This is a genomic window from Candidatus Pantoea multigeneris (assembly GCF_011752615.1).
GTDB lineage: Bacteria > Pseudomonadota > Gammaproteobacteria > Enterobacterales > Enterobacteriaceae > Pantoea > Pantoea multigeneris.
Genome location: NZ_VWXF01000002.1, coordinates 323,716 through 346,882 on the forward strand (window position 1 = coordinate 323,716; position 23,167 = coordinate 346,882).

Consider the following 23,167-nt stretch of genomic DNA (forward strand, 5'->3'; position numbering starts at 1 on the left):
ATTAGCAAACTGCCACAGCGACGGCACCATGTGCCAGACAATAACGCAGCCAGTCAGCTAAAAACTGGTTGATCTGGTGTTTTTCATCACGCTGGTGCAGTTTTTTATTAGGATAATCATAGCGCGCTTTGAAGCGATAGATCTGCTGCGTGGAACACACTTCAGCCACCATCGCATCATGATACAACCGCACGGACATCGAAGGCAGGCTCCAGTAGCTTACAGCAGGGGCCACCTGGCGGATCTCCACCAACGTGGTATAGCGGGTCGACTCTTCAATAGTGATCTGGTAACGCGCACCGTTCACCTGATAAACAACAGCAGCACCTGCTTCATCCTGACGCGGTAGCAAACGGCGCAACTGGGCAAAGTTGGTTTCGCACAGTCGCATCATTTCAGGGAAATCAGGGGTGTAGCGCTGTCTCATTTTACCTTCCACTCTTCACGAATTTTCTTATGGTGCAACGCCAGCCATTGCAGTGCGATGACAGACGCAGCGTTATCAATAATCCCCTCTTCCACCCACTGGCAGGCCTGTTCACGGCTCACCACGCGGACAAGAATATCCTCATTCTCTTCCTCCAGACCATGGCATCCTCCTGCCTGGCTGGCATCCACTTCCCCTACCATGATCGACAGGCGCTCGCTGGTGCCGCCTGGACTGGAGAGGTAATTCAGTACCGGTTTCACGCGGCCCACATTCAGCCCCGCTTCTTCCATCGCTTCCCTTCGTCCCACCTCTTCGGTGCTCTCGCCTGGCTCGATAATACCGGCCACCAGCTCCAGCAACCACGGACTTGGACTGCTGTCGTAAGCGGGAATGCGAATTTGCTCAATCAGCACCACTTCATCACGCAGAGGATCATAGGGTAGCAGTACGGCGGCGTGCCCGCGCTCAAAAACTTCACGCACCACTTCACCACTCATTCCACCATTAAACAGACGATGACGAAAACGGTAGCGTACAACCGAAAAAAAACCGTTATAACATGTGTCACGTGCAATAATTTCTACATCGTTTTTTGTGAAAGTCACAGGGGATTTTTTTTCACCCGCCATCGTCTGAGTCCTTATGTAGATTGGGATGGAACGCGGAAAGCCAAACCCGCTGTTCTCTGTGAGTGGTTCTTTTTGAATTATTTCCGTAAATTAGGTACAGAAGGCACATTCAGCCACATTATGACTCGGCCTCGCTCTGCTAGAATCGGCGATTACTTTTCAGCTTACCGGCAGCGCTACCAACGCTTCATGCTGTTACAAAAGGAATGCAAATGAAAAAACTGCTCCCGTTACTCATTGGGCTCAGCCTGAGTGCGATTAGCCTGAATAGCCAGGCCGAAGATCTGCTGCAGGTATGGCAACAAGCCCGTGTGAGCAACCCGGATCTGCGCAGCAGCGCCGCTGACCGCGACGCAGCATTTGAGAAGATCAATGAAGCTCGTAGCCCATTATTGCCTCAACTGGGGCTGGGTGCAGATTATACCTACAACGGCGGCTATCGCGACAGTAGTGGCCTTCATTCCAACACGACCAGTACGTCGCTGCAATTAACGCAGACCATTTTTGATATGTCAAAATGGCGCGCGCTGACGATCCAGGAAAAGACCGCTGGCATCCAGGACGTGACTTATCAGGTTGCGATGCAGAACCTGCTGCTGAACACCGCCACCGCCTATTTCAACGTATTGAAAGCGATCGATACCCTTTCCTACACCGAAGCGCAGAAACAGTCGATCTACCGTGAGTTGGATCAAACCACTCAGCGTTTCAATGTTGGCCTGGTCGCGATTACCGATGTACAGAACGCCCGTGCGCAGTATGACAGCGTGCTGGCAAATGAAGTGACGGCGCGCAACACGCTGGATAACAGCGTTGAATCACTGCGTCAGATCACCGGGAACGATTACCTCGCCCTGGCTTCACTGAATATTGACCGCTTTAAAACCAACAAACCCGATGCTGTTGCCGCTCTGCTGAAAGAGGCGGAAAACCGCAACCTGAGCTTGCTCTCTGCGCGTCTGAATCAGGACCTGGCCCGCGAGCAGATTCGTTCAGCAGAAACTGGCCATATGCCAACGCTCTCTCTGACAGCCTCAACCGGCCTGTCAAACAGCAAATACGGCGGCAGCCGTGCTAATCAGAGCTCAAGCACCAGTGACTCGATTAGCGGTTCCAACCAGGTTGGCCTGAGCTTCTCTCTGCCGCTGTACAGCGGTGGTTCTGTGACCTCACAGGTGAAACAAGCACAGTACAGCTTCGTCAGCGCCAGCGAACAGTTGGAAAGCGCACACCGCAGTGCGGTACAGACCGTGCGTTCGTCGTTTAACAACGTCAATGCCTCCATTAGCAGCATCAACGCGTATAAGCAGGCCGTGGTTTCTGCGCAAAGCTCCCTTGATGCAATGGAAGCGGGCTATCAGGTGGGGACGCGTACCATCGTTGATGTGTTGGATGCCACCACTACGCTGTATAACGCCAAGCAGGAACTCTCTGATGCGCGCTACAGCTACCTGATCAACCAGCTGAACATCAAGTATGCGCTGGGTACGTTGAACGAACAGGATCTGCAACTGCTTAACAGCCAGCTAGGCAAACCGGTGCCAACCTCACCAGATGCGGTAGCACCTGAAAATCCGCAGCAGGAAGCCAGTGTAGACAATGGCCCAACCGGCAGCGGCACCGCGACTGCTCGCCCGGCGGCAGCACGCTCTTCTTCGCGTCTGCTCGGTCACTGATATCCCCAGACGGGCTGCTTTGCGGCCCGTCTCTGTTTTCAACGTATAGCAACGTAAAGATCCCCGCGTTATCCCGCCATTTGCTTCAATTTTCACCATCCTTCCCCTATCCTGTGCCTCACCTTTGGGCTAAGGATGAAAGATAAATGAAACGGACAAAACATATCCGTCATGCCGCTTTTCGTAAAAGCTGGCAGGCACGCCATTTGACCCCTGTGGCACTGGCGCTTTCTGCTGCATTTATGCTGGCAGGCTGTGAAAAAACCGATGAAACCGTCACGCTGTACCAAAACGCAGATGACTGTAGCAAAGCCAATCCAGGCCAGAGTGCCCAGTGCACCACGGCTTATAACAACGCCTTAAAAGAGGCGGAACGTACGGCACCTAAGTACGCTTCACGCGCTGACTGCGTCGCTGAATTTGGTGAAAACCAGTGCCAGCAAGCGCCAGCACAAGCCGGCACCAGCGCTGAGCCGCAGCAGAGCGGTAGCTTCTGGATGCCGCTGATGGCCGGTTATATGATGGGCCGTATGATGGGCGGCGGCGCAGGCTTTGCTCAACAGCCGCTCTTCAGTCCGCGCACGCCTAACAGTCCGGCTAACGGCAAATTTGTTGATGCGTCTGGCCGTAACTACGGCAATGCTACGCCGGGCCGCACCATGGATGTTCCAAAAAGCGCTATGGCACCAAAACCGGCCACCACCAACACCATCACACGCGGTGGCTTTGGTGAGACAGTCGCCAAACAGAACAGCATGCAACGCAGTAGCGCCAGCTCACACAGCAGCGGCCGCTCACTCGGAGGTTAAGCCATAGCATGCAACGAGTTGCGATAAACGAACGCCCGGACTGGCGCGAAAAAGCCACTGAATACGGTTTTGCATTTCACACCATGTATGGCGAGCCTTACTGGTGTGAGGATGCCTACTATCAGTTTTCCCTGGCACAAATTGAAAAGCTGGAAGATGTCACCGCTGAACTGCACCAGATGTGTTTGCAGGTGGTGGAAAAAGTGGTTAACAGCGAAGCGCTGCTCACCAAATTCCGCATCCCAAAACACACCTGGGATTTTGTGCGCGATTCCTGGCGATCGCAGCAGCCTTCGCTTTATTCCCGTCTTGATCTGGCGTGGGATGGCAAGGGTGACATCAAGCTGTTAGAGAACAATGCCGATACTCCCACTTCGCTGTATGAAGCGGCATTCTTCCAGTGGATCTGGCTGGAAGATCAGCTTAACGCGGGCAACCTTCCGGCGGGCAGTGACCAGTTCAATAGCCTGCAAGAGAAGCTGATTGAGCGCTTTGCTACGCTGCATCAGCAGCATGGCTTCAATCTGCTGCACTTTGCCTGCTGCCGCGATACCGAAGAGGATCGTGGCACCGTGCAATATTTACAGGATTGCGCCACGGAAGCGGGCGTGCCGAATGAATTTCTGTTCATTGAAGAGATCGGTCTGGGTGAGAAAGGCCAGTTTACCGATCCGCAGGATCAGGTGATCAGCAACCTGTTTAAGCTCTATCCCTGGGAATTCATGCTGCGCGAAGTGTTCTCCACCAAACTGGCTGACGCTGGCGTACGCTGGCTGGAACCCGCGTGGAAAAGCATTATCTCAAACAAAGCGCTGCTGCCGCTGCTGTGGGAGATGTTCCCGAATCACCCAAATCTGCTTCCCGCTTACTTCGCTGAAGATCAGTTCCCCACTATGGAAAAGTACGTGGTGAAGCCACTGTTTTCCCGTGAAGGGGCGAACATTCACATCGTCGAAAACGGCCAGGAGATCGCTCGCGTTGACGGCCCCTATGGCGAAGAAGGCATGATCGTGCAGCAGTTCCATCCGCTGCCAAAATTTGGTGACAGCTACACGCTGATCGGCAGTTGGTTGATCAACGATCAACCCGCAGGCATTGGGTTGCGTGAGGATCGCGCTCTGATCACTCAGGATCTGTCACGCTTCTATCCTCACAGCTTTATTGGCTAATCCCTTAGCCAACCTGCACCGAAAGCATACTGATTGCACCCATCTCAATACCATCCACCGGTATTGAGATGTTTTCCCCTGGCTGACGCGTGCCGAGAATGTAGAGCAGCGGCAGGTAGTGCTCTGGCGTCGGGTTCGACAGTTTTGCTCCCGGATGATCGAGATAGTTCACCAGCGGGTGCTGCTCTACCGGGCCGCTCCAGTTAAGGTTATCCCGCACGTAGTGGTCGAATTCATTGGCCCACGGGAACACATCCCCTTTGCCATCCCAACGCAGCATACGCAGGTTATGTACCACGTTACCGCTGGCAACAATCATCACGCCCTGATCGCGCAGCGCTGCGAGTTTTTGCCCCAACTCAAAGTGCCACTGTGGCGGCTGGGTGGCATCTACACTGAGCTGTACTACCGGAATATCGGCCTGCGGATACATTTTTACCAGAACGCCCCATGAGCCGTGATCGAGTCCCCACTCATGATCGGCGCGCACCGCTATCGGTGCCAGTAGCTCAGCAATTTGCTGGGCCAGCTCAGGAGAACCAGGTGCCGGATAACGCACATCGTGCAGCGCCTGCGGGAAACCACCAAAATCATGGATCGTGCGCGGCATACTCATCGCCGTCACTGCGGTACCGCGTGTATACCAGTGTGCTGAAACCGCAATGATGGCACGCGGACGTGGCAGCTCGCGCCCCAGTTTTTCCCAGGCAGCGGTGTAATGGTTCTCTTCGAGCGCGTTCATTGGGCTACCGTGGCCTAAGAACAGAGCGGGCATAGTTGGATACAACATCGGACATCCCCAGTGATGAAAGTGGTTACTCATTCCAGGATACGCGCTTTTGCCCAATGAAAAACGCAGATAAGCGTGATGATGATTATCAGAGAATTTGAATAAGAGATTTGTCGTGCGACCGAAGCGGGAAACAACAATATTCCTGTTGCAACGGAGCAATCAAGCAGTGTGAAAAAGATTACAGATTAATCAGGACGCATCAGGTACTTTCCCCGCGCGACTCTCCCTAAACTCCCTGCTCTTCGAAAAAGACAAAGGGTGAGTTGTATGCTGGCGCAGTCCGCAATGCTCTGTCTGGCATTGAATATCTATCATGAGGCACGCGGTGAGCCGGTCATCGGCCAGGTTGCAGTGGCGAATGTCACTATGAATCGTGCTGAGCAGAATAGCAGTGCCGTTTGCAGCGTTGTTTATGCACCAAAACAGTTCTCATGGACCCTGACGAAAAGCCCCCACTTTCGCCCACCAGCCAGCGATCCGAGCTGGCAGCGCGCGCAGCTCATTGCGAAATATGCGATTCAAGGTGGCGTTCGGGATGTGACGCGCGGCTCCACGCACTATCACGCACAGCATGTCAGCCCACCGTGGCGTTTATCTATGCGTCGCACGGTTGTGATTGGCAACCACATCTTTTACCGTGGCCCCTATGTACAAACGGGCCGGAAAACCGGCCCGTAGTCTCACGATTAGCTCGCCTGACGCGTCTCATGCTGGCGGCGGTAAGCCACCAGATCGTCAACGGTCATCACCGGCATATCATGCAGCTTCGCAAATGCGATGCACTCCGGCGCACGCGCCATACTGCCATCATCGTTGGTCAGTTCACACAGCACGCCTGCGGGTTTCAGCCCGGCCAACACGGCCAGATCGATAGAGGCTTCAGTGTGGCCACCACGCTCCAGCACGCCACCCGCACGCCCGCGCAGTGGGAATACGTGACCAGGACGATTCAGATCGGTGGGTTTGGCATTATCGGCAATCGCCGTCTGGATGGTGGTCAGGCGATCTTGCGCAGAAACCCCGGTAGTCACCCCTTCAGCTGCCTCAATGGTCACGGTAAAACCGGTACCGTAAGAGCTGGTGTTGGTCTCAACCATCATTGGCAGATCCAACTGCTGGCGACGCTCTTCAGTGATGCACAGGCACACAATACCGCTGCCGTGACGAATGGTTAGCGCCATCTGCTCAACAGTCATGTTCTCCGCTGCGTAGATGATATCGCCTTCGTTTTCCCGGTCTTCGTCGTCCAGGACCATAACACCGCGCCCGGCGCGTAGCGCAGCAACAGCACGCTCAACGCGTTCTTCCGGCGTGCCAAATTCAGATAATAGAGACTGATTCATGGTAAAAAACCTTATATTGACTATGAGTTACCAGAATCAGGGCGTGTTTAAGGAGTGATGTCTAAAAGACATAGCAATAACGTGACGCGGGCAAAGCCCGGGCTGATATCATTACCCTCTCCCATCCGGACTATACCGTCGGCCCCGGAATTACACCGGATCTGCTGACCTTCACGCTGTACTGTGAAGCGCTCGCGGGCTTTCAGCGAAAGCTGATTTACCGCCGGTGGGGAATTACACCCCGCCCTGAGAATAAGCAAAATCACTATAACGCCAATCCCCAGGAGCGGCAATCATCAAGACTTAAAAAGCTTTTGCATTTTTTGCGATACGCATTTGAGGTTTAACCTTTTCGTTTCTGGGATTACACTTAGGGTTGTATCCGCCTGTGCTTAGCGTCACCGGCAACACGTAACCAGGAAAACATCATGATCGACACGAAAAAAATTGAACAAGTTGCACGTCAAATCCACGACGCGATGCCAAAAGGTATTCGTGAATTTGGCGACGATGTCGAAAAGAAAATTCGTCAGGTTCTTCAGGCGCAGCTGACGCGTATGGACCTGGTCAACCGTGAAGAGTTCGATGTGCAGACCCAGGTGCTGTTGCGTACTCGTGAAAAGCTGGCGGCTCTGGAACAACGTCTGGCGCAGTTAGAAAGCGCTCAGGCAGCAGAATTGCGCCCAGCGGCGGCGGCATCTGCCCCGGCGGAAAGCGACAACGCACAGTAAGCGGCGTTGCGGAAGAAAAGCGAGGCGCTTACGCCTCGCTGGTTGTTTTAGTCGCGGCTACGAATGGTCTTAATAATATTGGTGGTTGAGATGCCATCTTCAAAATTCAGCACCTGCACATCACCGCCGTTCGCCCAGACTTCTTTACTGCCCGCGATATCTTCTGGTTTGTAATCACCACCTTTAACCAGCAGATCGGGTAATACTTCGGCAATCAGACGCTGCGGTGTGTCCTCTTCGAACATCACTACCCAGTCCACTGACTCCAGTGCGCCCAGCACAATCATGCGATTTTCCTGCGGGTTAACCGGACGGCTTTCCCCTTTCAGGCGCTTAGTTGAAGCATCACTGTTTACGGCCACAATCAGACGGTCGCCAAGGTTACGCGCATTAGCCAAATAAGAGACGTGACCCGCGTGCAAAATGTCGAACACACCGTTGGTCATCACCACTTTTTCGCCGCGCTGACGCGCCTGAGCGACTGCCGCTTTCAATGCGCTTTCATCCATCACACCAAAACCACGATCGGGACGGGCATGAATGGCATTTTCCAGTTCGACTGGACTGACCGTTGACGTGCCCAGTTTGCCCACGACCACACCCGCAGCAGCGTTCGCCAGGAAACACGCTTCTTCCAGCGAATTCCCTGCGGCCAACGCAGCGGCCAGCACACCAATGACCGTATCTCCGGCACCGGTGACATCGTAAACTTCCTGCGCCTGGGTCGGCAGATGCAGCGGGGCTTTGCCCGGTTGAAGTAGAGTCATGCCGTGTTCAGAACGGGTGACCAGCAGTGCTGACAGGTCGTAATCTGCCACGACTTGCATACCACGGCTGACAATTTCATCTTCGCTTTTGCACTTGCCAACTACCGCTTCGAATTCAGACAAGTTAGGTGTCAGTAACGTCGCGCCACGATAGCGTGCAAAGTCAGTCCCTTTCGGATCGATAAGCACGGGCACTTTAGCTTCACGCGCCAGCTTAATCATGCTCTCAACGCTGCTCAGAGCGCCCTTCGCATAGTCTGACAGCACCAACGCTCCGGCTGAGGCCAGGGAGTTACGCATCCGCTGGTGGATCGGCTCAGGATCAACCTGATCAAATCCCTCTTCGAAATCGAGGCGGATCAGCTGCTGGTTGCGGGACAACACGCGCAGCTTAGTAATCGTCGGGTGGCTTGCCACCGTCACAAAATCACACTCCACGTTGACGTCTTTCAGCGTTTCACCCAATACACGGGCCGCATCATCTGCACCAGTCAGACCAATCAGGCGTGAAGCCGCGCCCAGTGCTGCAATGTTCATCGCCACGTTGGCCGCGCCGCCAGGGCGCTCTTCCACTGTATCCACCTTCACCACTGGCACTGGGGCTTCAGGTGAGATTCGGCTAGTCGGGCCATACCAGTAGCGATCTAACATTACGTCGCCAACAACCAGCACTTCGGCCTTGCCAAAGGCGGGTAGAGTTACTTTCATTCAGACACTCCAGACTACAGTCAAAATAATGCGCGGATGATACCACAAGCTTAGAAAACATCAGCCGCCGCGCGCTGTGAGTTTATGGTGCTACCAGCCAGCGCTGCCAGCTTTGCACGACCGTTTGCCGTTCAGCGCTGTACGTCTCTGGCTCCACGTGGCCAGGTAAAGACTGCAACGCCCGATGATGCAACGCATCTCGTAGCGTGACATACGCTTTGGTCAGTGCCTGCGCTTCGGCTTCTGGCATCAGATCATACTGCGCCATCAGTTCAAAAATACGCACGTTATCAGACCAGCGTGTGAGCGCAGGCTGTTCGGCGGCGTAGCCTAAGACAAGATATTGCGCGATGAATTCAATATCTGTGATACCGCCTTCATCCGCTTTGATATCCCAACGTCCTTTGTGTTTGTTGCTGAGGTGCTGGCGCATTTTCTCACGCATCTCGCGCACCTCTGTTTGCAGCCCAACTAAGTCGCGCTGCTGGCACAGAATACCGCGTCGAATAGCGGAGAATCGCTCACAGAGCGTGGCATCACCAAACACAACGCGCGCGCGCACCAATGCCTGATGTTCCCAGGTCCAGGCTTCTTTGCGCTGATAGTCATCAAAGGCATCAAAGGTGCTGACCAACATGCCCGCCGCACCAGAAGGCCGCAGGCGTGCATCCACTTCATACAGCACACCCGACGAAGTGCGGGTACTGAACAGATGCATGACGCGTTGCGCCAGGCGCAGATAGAACTGACGGCCATCAATGCTGCGCTCGCCGGTGGTCACTGCATCGTCCGGGCAATCATGTAAGAACACTAAATCAAGGTCAGAGCCATAGCCGAGCTCCCAACCGCCCAGCTTACCGTAACCCAGTACGGCAAATCCGCGAGTGTGCTCATCTTGCAGATGAGAAGGACGACCATAGCGCTGGACCATTAAATGCCACGCTTGCTGCACCACCGATTCAAGCATCGCCTCAGCCAGCCAGGTGAGATGATCGCTGACCTTCATCACCGGCAGTGTGCCTTCAAGATCGGCGGCGGCAATGCGCAGCATCTGCGCCTGTTTAAACTGGCGCAGCGCTTCCAGCTGCTGCTCTTCATCGTCAACCGGAATACGCAGCAGGTACTGACGCAGTTCATCACGGTAAGCATCCGTTGCGGTCGGTTGATACAGCGTCGCAGGATCGAGCAGCTCATCCAGCAGCAGTGGATAGCGCGCCAGCTGTTCAGCCAGCATGGGGGAGGCAGCACACAGGCGAATCAGTTGACGCAGAGCACCGTGATACTCCGTCAGCAGTTCGAGATAGGTGGTGCGCGTCATAATCCCCAGCAGCAGCGGCGTTAAACGCTCTAACACGGTAGGAGCATCTTCTCGTGGGCAAACTTCCGTTAATAAACGCGGCATGAGTTGGTCGAGCGCCTGACGTCCACGCGGGCCGATGGTGCGTCGGCTGATATCCTGCCGAAACGCGTTCAGTGCCTGATACAGCGCGCTGCACTGCGCTTCCGTCAGCTGTGGTACCAGCGGTGCCAACTCAGCCTCTTCCAGCGTATCCTGCCACAAGCCACTGAAATCATTAATGCCGCGTTGATCGTCGATTTCCGGGGTATCTTCGCCGATCAGCTCATCAAAAATCGCGCGTACCGCCGCCATGTGCTGTTCAAGTTGCTGGCAGAGAGCGGCCCAGTCGGCAGCGTCCATTGCCCAGGCAAGACGCGTACGATCCAGCTCATTTTCGGGCAGGGTTTGTGTCTGTTCTTCATTGATGCTTTGCAGCAGATTTTCCAGCCGACGCAGGAACAGATACGCAGCGCGCAAATCTGAGAGCTGCTGTGCGGTCAGTAATTCCAGATTGCCGATAGCATCCAGCGTGGGTAGCAAGGCGCGCAACTGTAGCGAGCGATCACGTCCGCCACGAATGAGCTGGAACACCTGCACGATGAATTCACTTTCGCGGATGCCGCCAGCGCCGAGCTTAATATTGTTGGTTAACCCGCGACGACGCACTTCGCGGGCGATCATGCTTTTCATGTTACGCAGTGACTGAATAACGCTGAAATCGATGTAGCGGCGATAGACAAATGGGCGCAACATCTGCTGCAACTCCTGGCTCCAGCTATCCTGCTCTGGCCCCATTAATCGCGCTTTAACCATCGCATAGCGCTCCCAGTCACGTCCCTGTTCCTGGTAGTAATCTTCCAGTGCTGCGAAGCTCAGTACCAGCGGGCCGCTGTCACCAAATGGGCGCAGGCGCATATCAACGCGATACACGAAGCCATCTACCGTGGGCTGATCGAGAACCTTGATCAGCCGTTGTCCCATTCGGGTAAAGAATTGGGCGTTGTCCAACTCACGTCGGCCGCCACGCGTGGTGCCATTTTCTGGCCAGGCAAAGATCAGGTCGATATCCGAGGAGAAATTCAGTTCTCCGCCGCCCAGTTTGCCCATGCCAAGAATCAGCATTGGCTGCGCTTCACCCGCCGCATTGCAGGGGGTGCCAAAGTCACGGCAGCACTCCTGATATACCCAGTCCCGCGCGGTGCTGATCAGTAATTCCGCCAGCACACTCAGCTGTTGCAGGCTCTGTTCGGTGCTGGCCTGCGCCAGACACTGCATCCATGCAATACGCACCAGCATGTGGCGGCGGAACAGACGCAACACCCGCATCAGGCTTGCTTCATCACTGACCTGCGTCATCTCTTCGGCCAGCCAGTCAGCATATTGCTGCCACTCATCAGGCTCAGCGGGCTGTTGTTGCAGCCGCTGCCACCATTCCGGGTGGGTCTTCAGGTTTTCTACCATAAAGTCACTGAACGCCAGTGCAGCCACCTGCTGCTCGTTCAGTTCAGTGACAGATAACGCCAGTTGCTCTGCGGCACGCTCAGCCTGAGCACGCAACAGGGCCGGGAGAGATACGGTCATAGTCCTTGTCCTGCCTGATGAATAGCGATGCAATATCCGTTATTTCTGGCTACTCAACCAGAATACCGGCTGTTTAACTGCCAGCTTTGCCAGCGCACGCAGCTCATGCTCACGTTTTGATGCAATGGCGGTTTGCAATGCCTGCCACGGGGACAGCCAGTCATGCACTTTGTCTGCCGGGTAGGCACCCGAAAGCAGATGTGCCGCTAATAGCTGGCGCGTCAGTCGGGTGGATTTGTCATAGAACTCATTCGCCAACTGCACGTCGACGAACGTCTCTTTGAGATCGGCATTAAGGCGGCTCAGCATGATATCGCTGAAGCGTTTAAACGAACTTTGCAGCTTAGCGCGGCTCTTATCATCCAGCCATTTTTGCCATTGAGCCGCCACGATCCAGTTGGTAAGTGCTAACTGGGTGGTCACTGAAAGCGTTGAGAACACACTCTCACTTGCAACACGTGGCTCTTCGTTTAAATACTCTTCCAGCGTGGTGAGCTGCTGGCGCAGTTCACTGCTCGCTTTACGCGGCACCAGGGCACCGAACAGGGCAAATGCCTGACGCAGTGCCTCCAGCGCTTCCGTCACACTGGCTTGTGCCTGCGCATCTCCACGCAGCCACACTTCTTCGTGATATTGCCAATGCGTCAGGGCGGCAGACATCGCAGCCACCATCCCCTCTTCCACCTGCGCCTTAGCCCCGGCTTTAAGCAGTGGGAAAGGCTGACATGGACGTGGAGGATTCCCCTGCGCCAGCTGATAACCGCGTGCTGCTTTGCTCAGGCTTCCCAGACGCAGTCCACCAATAGCGCCTAGTTCGGCGGCAAATTGCATTAAATCATCGCGGCTGCCCTGCTTCAGCTCCAGTTCAACCTCATACAGCGGCTCACTTAATTCACCCGCCGTGACTTCGCCACGGTCAAATGCCACTTCGATTTCGCTGCCCGCATAAGTGACCAGCCACTGCTCACGCTGGAAATGCGTGGTGAACAAGGGCTGCAAGCGCGCCTGGAGTGCGGTAACATCGGTACCTTCTGGCCAGATCTCCTGTGGGAGCTGTGCCAGTTGTAGCTCAGGCTGTTCCAGATCCACGTTATATTCTGGTCGCTGATGCAGGCCGCCGATGGTTTTACCCGCGGCTTTCAGCGTCATTTCAAAGCGTTGATCAACGCCCCGGATACGCAGACCCATGTCCCAACGGCGCAGTTGGTTATCCTCTGTCTCGAAATAGATGTTGGTCAGCTCACGGGCAGCCTGATGCTGATGTGGCCAACGAGTCAGGGCTTCACCCAGTTTTTCTGCCGCTTCAGGAGTGGCAATGAACTTTAGTTCGATTTCAATGGTCATAATTTCTTAATTCAATCGCTGCTGGCACTTGAGAGGTTATTCAGTCGAAGAGTAATGCACGAAGCCGCTTACTGTCTTCGCTTTCTTACGGTTTCCCGGCTCTTTTCACATCGAAATGAGACCAGGATAGTTCTTATTCAGAATTTTGCGAAGCCTCTCCAGACTGTGCCGGTAAATTTTTAGACATCACGTAAATCGAGATCGAATGAAAAAAATCACTCTCGCTGGACTTACTTTGCTGGCGCTCTCCAGCCTTGCGCCTGCCCATGCCGATGAAACACGCTATATTTCCGATGAGCTTTCTACTTGGGTACGTAGCGGTCCGGGTGACCAGTATCGCCTGGTTGGCAAACTGAATGCAGGTGAACAAGTCACCCTGCTTCAGGTCAATAATGACTCCCACTACGGCGAAATTCGCGACTCTGAAGGCAAAACCAACTGGATTCCGCTGTCACAACTGAGTGCCGATCCTAGCCTGCGAACCCGTGTGCCGCAGCTTGAGCAGCAGGTTAAAGACCTCACCGACAAGCTGGCCAATATTGATAACAGCTGGAACCAGCGCACTTCAGACATGCAGAACAAAGTCTCCAGTAGCGACAGCGTAATCAATGGCCTGAAAGATGAAAACCAGAAGCTGAAGAACGAGCTGATCGTGGCGCAGAAAAAGGTGAATGCTGCCAACGTACAGCTTGATGATAAGCAGCGCGCCATCATTATGCAGTGGTTTATGTACGGCGGCGGCGTGCTCGGAATGGGCCTGGTGTTAGGTCTGGTGCTGCCGCACATGGTGCCGCGTCGTAAGAAGAAAGATCGCTGGATGAACTAAGCCGCTACATCCCGGCGTTACACCATTTTTTTATGAGGGGATCGACAGATGCCCCTTTTGTTCTGCCCGCAATTCACCGATTTGTGTAACACTATGTCAACAAGCGCACATCAGGGTGCGCCCTTTTTTGCGGGTTTTAAGCTGGAGTTGTTGAGTGAAACGTTTTCTGGTTGGCGGCGCAGTGCGGGACGATCTGCTGAATTTGCCGGTAAAGGATAAAGACTGGGTCGTGACAGGCGCAACGCCTGAAGAGATGCTGGCGCTGGGTTATCAACAGGTGGGACGGGATTTTCCGGTTTTCCTCCATCCACAGACGCGGGAAGAACATGCGCTGGCACGCACCGAGCGCAAAAGTGGCAATGGCTATACCGGCTTTGTCACCTGGTTCGCACCGGACGTCACGCTAGAGCAAGATTTACAGCGGCGTGATTTGACCATCAACGCCATTGCGCGTGATGAAGAGAGCGGCACACTGTTCGATCCCTACCACGGCGAAGCTGATTTACAACAGCGCCTGCTGCGCCATGTCTCCCCTGCTTTTAACGAAGACCCTCTGCGCGTGTTACGCGTGGCGCGTTTTGCTGCCCGTTTTGCTCATCTCGGTTTTCGCGTGGCCGATGAAACCATGGCGCTGATGACGCAAATGGCCAGCAGTGGCGAACTGGCACATCTCACCGCAGAACGCGTGTGGAAAGAGACCGAAAATGCCCTGATGTCACCCAGCCCGCAGGTCTTCTTCCAGGTTCTGCGCGACTGTGGCGCACTGGCCGTGCTGTTCCCGGAGATCGACAACCTGTTTGGCATTCCTGCTCCTGCCCGCTGGCACCCGGAGATCGACACCGGCATTCACACGCTGATGACGCTAGAGATGGCCGCTACGCTCTCTGACGAAGTGGATATCCGCTTTGCTGCGCTCTTCCACGATGTGGGTAAGGCGCTCACGCCGCCAGAGAAATGGCCCAGCCATCATGGACATGGCGTGGCGGGGGTTCCGCTCGTAGAAGCGTTATGCCAGCGGCTACGCGTGCCGAATCATATTCGCGACCTGGCGCTGATCGTCACGGAATTCCACGACATGGTGCACACCATTGAACGTCTGAGCGCTGAAGCGCTGGTCGCATTGTTCGACCGGATAGATGCGTGGCGCAAGCCTCATCGCGTTGAGCAGATAGCACTGACCAGCGAAGCGGATGCGCGTGGACGAGCCGGATTGGAGCATCAGCCTTATCCGCAAGGGGATTACCTGCGTCGTGCATTCACGCTAGCGGGATCGGTACCGACCAAGGCAGTGGTTGAGGCAGGGTTCAAAGGGGCGGCGGTGCGGGAAGAACTGACACGGCGACGTATTGCCGCCGTGGCAGAGGGACTGAATCTGTCTTAGTGTACGAAGACGAAGTACACGGCAATCGCTACCGCAAAGCGATAGAAGGCGAAAGAGACAAAGGAGATGCGTTTGATCAGCTCAAGGAAGACTTTAATCGCGATCAGCGCAACAATAAACGCCACCACAAAACCGACGGCAAACATCGGCAGATCGCTCATGGTGAGGAACTCGCGGCTTTTCCACAAGTCGAGCACCGTAGCGCCCATCATCATTGGAACGGCGAGAATGAAGGAGAACTCAGAGGCGGCAAAACGGCTGACGCCCATCAGCATCCCGCCGCAGATCGTCGATCCTGAACGAGAAAAGCCCGGCCACAGCGCCAGACACTGGAAGCACCCGATCATAAACGCCTGGCGATAGGTAATGTCATCCAGACCCACGGCTTTTGGCGTTTTCGGCTTGAGCTTTTCAGCCACCAGCAACAGCACGCCCCCGACCACCAGCGCGTACATGACGTTAACCGGATTGAACAGCGACTTGATGGCATCGTGCAACAGCAGCCCCAGCACCACCGCAGGCACCATGCCTAACAGGATGTGGATCAGCGTCAGATGCCCTTTCCCGGTGCCTTCATGCTTAACTTCACCGAAATGGATGCCAATCAGGCCAAACAGACGACGCCAGAACATGACAACGACGGCAAGAATCGAACCTAACTGAATGACTACTTCAAACGTATCTGCGGTTTGACCTTCAAACCCAAGCAAGTGTCCAACAATAATCATATGGCCAGTGGAAGAGACCGGTAAGAATTCGGTTAACCCCTCCACAACCCCAAGGATCGCAGCGATCCAAAGCTGGTGAATATCTGCCATCAAACGTCATCCTCTGTCCGTTTTAAACCGTTAAAAAGGCGGTCGCCTGGTGCTTCCGCCTGAAAGAGTTTGCCTTAAAAAGCCTGAATATAACCTTAAGATTCGGCATGGCCGTAGCAAGAAAATTCGCAACGACCACGAGATAAGACACACAATAATTTGGTTTGGTTTCATCGTGATGGCAATCACAGAAAAATTATTTCGGAATCATCCCCCGCTCAATTTTTACGCCGACTTGTGCCGCCTGCGCTACCGCGCCCGGTTTGCTGACTTTGATGCGTACGCCTGGCGTTTTGAAACGGGACATCAACAGGTCAGCAATTTCTTCAGCGACGCGTTCGACCAGCGCAAAGCGTTGCCCGGTCAGATGATTCAGAATCGCTTCGGAAACATCGGCATAGCTCAGACAGTCGTTCACATCATCGCTAGCCGCCGCCTGGCGGTTATCCCATGCCATTTCGACATCGAGCACCAGCTTCTGCTGAATACTCTGTTCCCAGTCGTAAACGCCAATGGTGGTGAACACCGTGAGTTGATCAATAAATACAATATCCATGATGTTGGTCTCTGTTTTTGCCTGTGCCGGATACCACTTCCGGCGCTTTATGCGTATTATCCACGGTTAACGAGAACAAAACGACCCCACAGGAACGGTACGGTATATGAGTGCTATCGCGCTTGGTATGATTATTTTCGCGTATCTTTGCGGCTCGATATCGAGTGCAATTCTGGTGTGCAAGCTGGCGGGCCTGCCCGATCCACGCACACAGGGTTCCGGCAATCCGGGCGCGACGAACGTCTTGCGTGTTGGCGGAAAACTCGCCGCACTGGCAGTGCTGGTGTTTGATGTGGTTAAAGGGATGCTGCCGGTGTGGCTGGCTTACTGGATGAACTTACCGCCACTGGCCTTAGGGTTAACCGCCATCGGTGCCTGCCTCGGCCATATCTACCCGCTGTTTTTTCGTTTTCGCGGTGGCAAAGGGGTGGCAACTGCCTTCGGCGCGATTGCACCCATCGGCTGGGATCTTACCGGCCTGATGACGGGCACCTGGCTACTGACCGTTTTATTAAGTGGCTACTCTTCTCTCGGCGCGATTGTCAGCGCCTTGATCGCCCCGTTTTACGTCTGGTGGTTTAAGCCACAGTTTACCTTTCCCGTTTCTATGCTTTCCTGCCTGATTTTACTGCGTCATCACGACAATATTCAGCGTTTGTGGCGCGGGCAAGAGAGTAAAATCTGGCGCAGGAAGAAGAAGCAAAAGCAGCAGGATTAAGGCAAACCGCACCGCGCGGCTTGCCTGGAACAACCATCAAATCGCAGGCAGTTCCGCTAACGGCCAACGAGGGCGAACCGTTACACCCAGCTCTCCACGCGTGCCACCTTTCAGTCGCACCATCCCCGCATAGGCAATCATTGCGCCGTTATCGGTGCAAAATTCAGGACGGGCATAAAACACTTCGCCACCGCGTGACTGCATCATCACCGCCATTCTTTCACGCAACGTACGGTTAGCACTCACGCCACCTGCAATCACCAGACGGCGGAAACCGGTCTGCTCCAGCGCGCGCTTGCACTTGATCGATAGCGTATCCACCACTGCGTCCTCAAAGGCGCGCGCAATGTCAGCATGCGTTTGTGGATCGGCTTCGTTATTACGGATGGTGTTTGCCGCAAAGGTCTTCAGGCCGGAGAAGCTAAAATCCAGCCCTGGGCGGTCGGTCATTGGGCGCGGGAAAGTAAAACGCCCTGGCGTACCTTGCAGCGCCATTTTCGCCAGCATCGGTCCGCCCGGATAATCCAGCCCCAGCAGCTTCGCGGTTTTATCAAACGCTTCACCCGCCGCATCATCAATAGACTCGCCAAGCAGCACGTACTCGCCAATGCCCGTTACGCTGATCAACTGCGTGTGCCCACCGGAAACCAGCAGCGCGACAAACGGAAACTCTGGCGGATTGTCTTCCAGCATCGGCGCTAACAGGTGCCCTTCCATATGATGCACCGGCACAGCAGGCACACCCCAGGCAAAGGCCAGCGCGCGCCCGACGGTTGCGCCAACCAACAGCGCGCCAACCAATCCAGGACCAGCAGTGTACGCCACTGCATCAATCTGTTCCGGTGCCAACTTGGCCTGCTTTAGCGCAGCCTGAATCAGCGGCACGGTTTTACGCACGTGATCGCGCGATGCCAGTTCTGGCACTACACCGCCGTAGTCGGCGTGGACTTTGACCTGGCTGTAAAGCTGATTGGCTAACAGCCCGGCTTCATCATCATAAATTGCGATGCCGGTTTCATCGCAGGACGTTTCAATACCCAGAATTCGCATGATGCTTACCTCTTTTTGCGGCGCGCAGTGTATCACAGCAAACTGGCGCGACGGAGAGCCGCAACTGTGCAAAAAGTGATTTTCTGCGGCATAAATCTTGCGCTATACTCTGCGCCCAGTGAAAAACCGGCAGTCGCAACGGCGCACGCCGCCGCTGGTTTCTATTTGCGCATGGTGCTTTACATTCCAACGCCCGTTGGGGTAAAATGCTGCACCATTTTGAAATGTGCTGGCGCCGCAGTCAGCAGCAAAACCGAATTTTATCGAGGTAAGAGTTACATGCCGGTAATCAAAGTACGTGAAAACGAGCCTTTCGACGTAGCACTGCGTCGCTTCAAACGTTCTTGCGAAAAAGCAGGCGTTCTGGCAGAAGTTCGTCGTCGCGAGTTCTATGAAAAACCTACTACAGAGCGTAAACGCGCTAAAGCGTCTGCAGTTAAGCGTCACGCCAAGAAACTGGCTCGCGAAAACGCACGCCGCACTCGTCTGTACTAAGTCATTGCTCTGGCTGGAGCCTGGTCTTCAGCAACGAGTAAAGTAAGAGGCCGTGCTTTCCGAAAGGAAGCGCGGCTTATTGCCGTTTATGAGCTGAACACCCGGGGCTTATGGCTGGACGAATTCCACGCGTATTTATTAGTGATTTACTTGCCCGCACGGACATCGTGGATCTTATCGATGCCCGCGTTAAGCTGAAAAAGCAGGGTAAGAACTACCACGCGTGCTGCCCATTCCATAACGAGAAAACCCCTTCGTTCACCGTGAACGGCGATAAACAGTTCTATCACTGTTTTGGCTGTGGTGCACACGGTAACGCTATCGATTTCCTGATGAACTTCGATCGACTGGAGTTTGTTGAGAGCGTCGAAGAGCTGGCAACCATGAACGGTCTGGAAGTGCCCTATGAAGCGGGTAACGGTCCAAACCAGATGGAACGCCATCAGCGTCAAAGCTTGTATCAGTTGATGGACAAGCTCAATGGTTTTTATCAGCAGAGCCTGCAACAGAATCAGGCACAGCCTGCGCGTGATTACCTCGTCCATCGAGGGTTGAGCGAAGAAGTCATTAGTCACTTCGCGATTGGTTACGCACCGCCTGGTTGGGACAACGTCCTGAAACGCTTTGGTCAGCAGCGCGAAGATCGCGAATCGCTGATGGAAGCCGGGATGCTGGTTTCGAATGATAAAGGCCGTACCTACGACCGGTTCCGTGAGCGGGTAATGTTCCCGATTCGCGATAAACGTGGTCGGGTGATTGGTTTTGGTGGACGCGTTCTGACGAACGACACGCCAAAATACCTGAACTCACCAGAAACCCCTATTTTCCATAAAGGTCGCCAGCTTTACGGCCTGTATGAAGCGCATCAACGCCATCCGCAGCCGGCACGTTTGCTGGTGGTGGAAGGTTATATGGATGTGGTGGCCCTGGCACAGTTTGGCGTCGATTATGCCGTTGCCTCACTGGGAACCTCGACCACGGCTGAACACATCCAACTGCTGTTCCGCACGACCGAGCAGGTCATTTGCTGTTATGACGGCGACCGCGCCGGAAGAGAAGCAGCATGGCGTGCGCTGGAAACCGCATTGCCTTACATGAATGACGGTCGTCAGCTACGCTTTATGTTTTTACCGGATGGCGAAGATCCCGATACGCTGGTGCGTAAAGAGGGTAAAGCAGCGTTTGAAGCGCGGATGGAGCAGGCAATGCCGCTCTCCGAGTTTTTGTTTGAAACGCTGCTGCCGCAGGTTGATCTGAGTTCGCGTGATGGTAAGGCGCGTTTAAGTGCCCTTGCTCTGCCGCTGATTACGCAAGTGCCCGGCGAAACGCTGCGCATTTATCTGCGTCAGACGTTAGGCAATAAGCTGGGTATTCTGGATGATGCGCAGTTAGATAAGCTGATGCCAAAGCAGGCCGCCAGCAATCAACCATCGGCCGCACCAGCGTTAAAGCGTACTACAATGCGCGTTGTGGTAGCGTTGCTGATCCAGAATCCGCAGATGGCGGAACTGGTGCCTTCTCTGGATGGGCTGACGCAGTCAAAAATGGCGGGTTTACCGCTGTTTGTAGAGTTAGTTGCGAGATGTAACGAGAACCCTGGCTTGACCACCGGTCAGCTACTAGAGTTATATCGCGGAACAAATTTTATTCAGACGCTTGAAACACTGGCAACCTGGGACCACATGATAGTGGATGAGGAAGCAGAATCTGTATTTCAGGATTCGCTGGCCAGTATTTATGACTCCGCCCTTGAGCAACGCCTTGAAACGCTGCTGGCGCAGGAGCGAACGCAGGGCCTGAGTGCCGAAGAGCGCCGCGAATACTGGGCGCTGAGCCAGGCTCTGGCAAAGAAATAGATCTGTGTCTGTTCGGCATCTAACCCGTGGAAGCGGCATTATGTCAGACCGGACAAACTGAACAAGGCAGATGCGGCTTGTTAGTTGTTTAACTTACTTGCGAGCGCTGCCGCAAAACAGCGATGACGGAATAATCCGCCGCTGTATTAAATTTAAGCGGCTTGAGTGCCGATATATAGTGGGAAGACCCCACAGCCGCGTTTGAAGGCCGCGGCAAGAATCAACGCCTTCCACTGCTATTGTTGGCTTGCTGCCGACCGACACCAATCTTATTAACAGAAGTGTGGATACCGTCTTATGGAGCAAAACCCGCAGTCACAGCTCAAACTTCTTGTCACTCGTGGTAAGGAGCAAGGCTATCTGACCTATGCTGAGGTCAATGACCATCTGCCGGAAGATATCGTCGACTCCGATCAGATCGAAGACATCATCCAGATGATTAACGACATGGGTATTCAGGTGGTTGAAGAAGCCCCTGATGCCGACGATCTGATGCTGAATGAAAACAGCACCGATACGGATGAAGATGCAGCGGAAGCCGCCGCTCAGGTGTTATCCAGCGTTGAATCTGAAATTGGTCGCACCACTGACCCTGTGCGCATGTATATGCGTGAGATGGGTACCGTTGAACTGCTGACGCGCGAAGGCGAAATCGACATCGCGAAGCGCATCGAAGACGGTATTAACCAGGTCCAGTGCTCTGTTGCTGAATACCCGGAAGCGATCACATACCTGCTGGATCAGTATGACAAAGTGGAAGCAGGCGAATCACGCCTTTCCGACCTGATCACCGGTTTTGTCGATCCTAACGCTGAAGAAGATCTGGCCCCGACTGCAACCCACGTGGGTTCAGAACTGGCTGAAGAAGATCGTGACGACGACGAAGACGAAGATGAAGATGGCGACGACGACAGCTCGGACGATGACAACAGCATCGACCCAGAGCTGGCACGCGAAAAATTCGTCGAGCTGCGTACGCAGTACGAACAGACTCGTAACGTCATCAAGAGCAAAGGTCGCAGCCACGCTGATGCCGTAGCTGAAATTCAGAATCTTTCTGATGTCTTCAAGCAGTTCCGCCTGGTACCGAAGCAGTTCGATTACCTGGTAAACAATATGCGTGAAATGATGGAGCGCGTCCGTACTCAGGAACGCATCATCATGAAGCTGTGTATTGAAATCTGCAAAATGCCGAAGAAAAACTTCATTACCCTGTTCACCGGTAATGAAACCAGCGAGAGCTGGTTCAAAGCAGCACTGGCCATGAATAAACCCTGGTCAGAGAAGCTGAAAGAAGTTGAAGAAGACGTTCAGCGTTGCCTGCAGAAACTGGTTCAGATCGAAACTGAAACCGGTTTGACTATCGAGCAGGTAAAAGACATTAACCGTCGCATGTCGATTGGTGAAGCGAAAGCGCGTCGCGCGAAGAAAGAGATGGTGGAAGCAAACTTACGTCTGGTTATTTCTATCGCGAAGAAATACACCAACCGTGGTCTGCAGTTCCTCGACCTGATTCAGGAAGGTAACATCGGCCTGATGAAAGCCGTTGATAAGTTTGAATATCGCCGTGGTTATAAGTTCTCAACTTATGCAACCTGGTGGATCCGTCAGGCTATCACCCGCTCTATCGCTGACCAGGCGCGTACCATCCGTATTCCGGTGCATATGATTGAGACCATCAACAAGCTCAACCGTATTTCGCGCCAGATGCTGCAAGAGATGGGCCGTGAGCCATCGCCAGAAGAGCTGGCTGAGCGTATGCTGATGCCAGAAGATAAGATCCGTAAGGTGCTGAAAATCGCTAAAGAGCCGATCTCCATGGAGACGCCGATTGGTGATGATGAAGATTCGCATCTGGGCGATTTTATCGAAGACACCACGCTGGAGCTGCCGCTGGACTCTGCTACCTCTGAGAGCCTGCGTTCTGCCACCCACGACGTTCTGGCTGGCCTGACTGCACGTGAAGCAAAAGTGCTGCGTATGCGTTTCGGTATCGATATGAACACCGACCACACGCTGGAAGAAGTAGGCAAACAGTTTGACGTAACGCGTGAGCGTATCCGTCAGATCGAAGCCAAAGCACTGCGTAAACTGCGTCACCCAAGCCGTTCAGAAGTGCTGCGTAGCTTCCTCGACGACTAATCGCTG

At 54.2% G+C, this 23,167-nt stretch carries 21 protein-coding genes and 1 riboswitch; of the genes, 11 read left to right on the forward strand and 10 right to left on the reverse strand.

From position 1 onward, the window contains the following. Position 1: 1 nt before the first annotated feature. Entirely contained in the window at positions 2-427 is a 426-nt protein-coding gene (locus tag F3J40_RS06940) for a DUF1249 family protein (RefSeq protein WP_017347501.1), read from the reverse strand. After that, positions 424-1,059 (reverse strand): ADP-ribose diphosphatase, encoded by a 636-nt coding sequence (gene nudF / locus F3J40_RS06945; protein ID WP_167013225.1) that lies wholly within the window; start codon positions 1,057-1,059, stop codon positions 424-426. The genes F3J40_RS06940 and nudF overlap by 4 nt, the downstream gene beginning before the upstream one ends. A 212-nt stretch (positions 1,060-1,271) precedes the next feature. Here nudF and tolC point away from each other — a divergent pair, with 212 nt between their 5' ends. The 3 genes from tolC (at position 1,272) to F3J40_RS06960 (ending at position 4,713) form a co-directional block, all read left to right on the forward strand. Continuing rightward, positions 1,272-2,735 carry an outer membrane channel protein TolC gene (gene tolC / locus F3J40_RS06950; protein WP_167013227.1) on the forward strand — a complete coding sequence of 488 codons (1,464 nt, stop codon included), beginning with the start codon at positions 1,272-1,274 and terminating at the stop codon, positions 2,733-2,735. A 146-nt stretch (positions 2,736-2,881) separates the two neighbouring features. Next, entirely contained in the window at positions 2,882-3,544 is a 663-nt protein-coding gene (locus F3J40_RS06955; protein ID WP_167013229.1) for a DUF1190 family protein, read from the forward strand. A gap of 8 nt (positions 3,545-3,552) precedes the next feature. Continuing rightward, positions 3,553-4,713: a glutathionylspermidine synthase family protein gene (locus F3J40_RS06960; RefSeq protein ID WP_167013231.1), complete on the forward strand. Its 1,161-nt coding sequence runs from the start codon at positions 3,553-3,555 to the stop codon at positions 4,711-4,713. Between the two features lie 4 nt (positions 4,714-4,717). On the opposite strand, the gene ygiD is transcribed toward F3J40_RS06960, so the two are convergent. Beyond that, positions 4,718-5,503 (reverse strand): 4,5-DOPA-extradiol-dioxygenase, encoded by a 786-nt coding sequence (gene ygiD, locus F3J40_RS06965; protein ID WP_167013233.1) that lies wholly within the window; start codon positions 5,501-5,503, stop codon positions 4,718-4,720. 270 nt (positions 5,504-5,773) lie between these two features. Between ygiD and F3J40_RS06970 the strand changes: the two genes are divergently transcribed. Further along, positions 5,774-6,184 (forward strand): cell wall hydrolase, encoded by a 411-nt coding sequence (locus F3J40_RS06970; protein WP_167013235.1) that lies wholly within the window; start codon positions 5,774-5,776, stop codon positions 6,182-6,184. 8 nt (positions 6,185-6,192) lie between these two features. Here F3J40_RS06970 and ribB read toward each other — a convergent pair whose 3' ends face one another. Continuing rightward, the gene (gene ribB / locus F3J40_RS06975; RefSeq protein WP_017347494.1) at positions 6,193-6,849 is read right to left on the reverse strand and encodes a 3,4-dihydroxy-2-butanone-4-phosphate synthase; all 657 of its coding nucleotides are present in this window, start codon (positions 6,847-6,849) and stop codon (positions 6,193-6,195) included. Between the two features lie 109 nt (positions 6,850-6,958). Next, a riboswitch (FMN riboswitch) is annotated at positions 6,959-7,107 on the reverse strand. Between the two features lie 170 nt (positions 7,108-7,277). Between ribB and ubiK the strand changes: the two genes are divergently transcribed. Then, positions 7,278-7,580, forward strand: coding sequence for a ubiquinone biosynthesis accessory factor UbiK (gene ubiK / locus F3J40_RS06980; protein WP_167013237.1), 303 nt, complete (start codon positions 7,278-7,280; stop codon positions 7,578-7,580). A gap of 47 nt (positions 7,581-7,627) precedes the next feature. On the opposite strand, the gene hldE is transcribed toward ubiK, so the two are convergent. From hldE to F3J40_RS06995, 3 genes are all read right to left on the reverse strand, one after another. Next, on the reverse strand, positions 7,628-9,055 hold the full coding sequence (gene hldE / locus F3J40_RS06985; RefSeq protein WP_167013238.1) for a bifunctional D-glycero-beta-D-manno-heptose-7-phosphate kinase/D-glycero-beta-D-manno-heptose 1-phosphate adenylyltransferase HldE: 1,428 nt from the start codon (positions 9,053-9,055) through the stop codon (positions 7,628-7,630). A gap of 82 nt (positions 9,056-9,137) precedes the next feature. Further along, positions 9,138-11,975 carry a bifunctional [glutamate--ammonia ligase]-adenylyl-L-tyrosine phosphorylase/[glutamate--ammonia-ligase] adenylyltransferase gene (gene glnE / locus F3J40_RS06990; RefSeq protein WP_167013241.1) on the reverse strand — a complete coding sequence of 946 codons (2,838 nt, stop codon included), beginning with the start codon at positions 11,973-11,975 and terminating at the stop codon, positions 9,138-9,140. Positions 11,976-12,014: 39 nt separating this feature from the next. Further along, entirely contained in the window at positions 12,015-13,319 is a 1,305-nt protein-coding gene (locus F3J40_RS06995) for a CYTH domain-containing protein (protein WP_167013243.1), read from the reverse strand. A 205-nt stretch (positions 13,320-13,524) separates the two neighbouring features. Here F3J40_RS06995 and F3J40_RS07000 point away from each other — a divergent pair, with 205 nt between their 5' ends. Together F3J40_RS07000 and F3J40_RS07005 are read left to right on the forward strand one after the other, a co-directional pair. Next, positions 13,525-14,145, forward strand: coding sequence for a TIGR04211 family SH3 domain-containing protein (locus F3J40_RS07000; RefSeq protein WP_017347489.1), 621 nt, complete (start codon positions 13,525-13,527; stop codon positions 14,143-14,145). Positions 14,146-14,299: 154 nt separating this feature from the next. Next, the gene (locus F3J40_RS07005) at positions 14,300-15,526 is read left to right on the forward strand and encodes a multifunctional CCA addition/repair protein (RefSeq protein WP_167013245.1); all 1,227 of its coding nucleotides are present in this window, start codon (positions 14,300-14,302) and stop codon (positions 15,524-15,526) included. On the opposite strand, the gene bacA is transcribed toward F3J40_RS07005, so the two are convergent. Both bacA and folB read right to left on the reverse strand, forming a co-directional pair. Then, complete coding sequence (gene bacA / locus F3J40_RS07010) at positions 15,523-16,344, reverse strand: undecaprenyl-diphosphate phosphatase (protein WP_167013247.1); 822 nt, start codon at positions 16,342-16,344, stop codon at positions 15,523-15,525. The two genes, F3J40_RS07005 and bacA, sit on opposite strands and share 4 nt — an antisense overlap. A gap of 196 nt (positions 16,345-16,540) precedes the next feature. Beyond that, positions 16,541-16,900, reverse strand: a complete 360-nt coding sequence (gene folB / locus F3J40_RS07015) for a bifunctional dihydroneopterin aldolase/7,8-dihydroneopterin epimerase (protein ID WP_167013249.1) — start codon at positions 16,898-16,900, stop codon at positions 16,541-16,543. Between the two features lie 106 nt (positions 16,901-17,006). Between folB and plsY the strand changes: the two genes are divergently transcribed. Beyond that, entirely contained in the window at positions 17,007-17,618 is a 612-nt protein-coding gene (gene plsY / locus F3J40_RS07020) for a glycerol-3-phosphate 1-O-acyltransferase PlsY (protein WP_017347485.1), read from the forward strand. Positions 17,619-17,654: 36 nt separating this feature from the next. On the opposite strand, the gene tsaD is transcribed toward plsY, so the two are convergent. Further along, positions 17,655-18,668 carry a tRNA (adenosine(37)-N6)-threonylcarbamoyltransferase complex transferase subunit TsaD gene (tsaD, locus tag F3J40_RS07025; protein WP_167013251.1) on the reverse strand — a complete coding sequence of 338 codons (1,014 nt, stop codon included), beginning with the start codon at positions 18,666-18,668 and terminating at the stop codon, positions 17,655-17,657. Between the two features lie 279 nt (positions 18,669-18,947). Between tsaD and rpsU the strand changes: the two genes are divergently transcribed. The 3 genes from rpsU to rpoD all read left to right on the forward strand — a co-directional run bounded on the left by rpsU (position 18,948) and on the right by rpoD (position 23,161). After that, the gene (gene rpsU / locus F3J40_RS07030) at positions 18,948-19,163 is read left to right on the forward strand and encodes a 30S ribosomal protein S21 (protein ID WP_001144069.1); all 216 of its coding nucleotides are present in this window, start codon (positions 18,948-18,950) and stop codon (positions 19,161-19,163) included. 110 nt (positions 19,164-19,273) lie between these two features. Continuing rightward, positions 19,274-21,019, forward strand: a complete 1,746-nt coding sequence (gene dnaG / locus F3J40_RS07035; protein ID WP_167013253.1) for a DNA primase — start codon at positions 19,274-19,276, stop codon at positions 21,017-21,019. A gap of 297 nt (positions 21,020-21,316) precedes the next feature. Beyond that, the gene (gene rpoD / locus F3J40_RS07040) at positions 21,317-23,161 is read left to right on the forward strand and encodes an RNA polymerase sigma factor RpoD (protein ID WP_017347481.1); all 1,845 of its coding nucleotides are present in this window, start codon (positions 21,317-21,319) and stop codon (positions 23,159-23,161) included. The last annotated feature ends 6 nt before the right edge of the window (positions 23,162-23,167 follow it).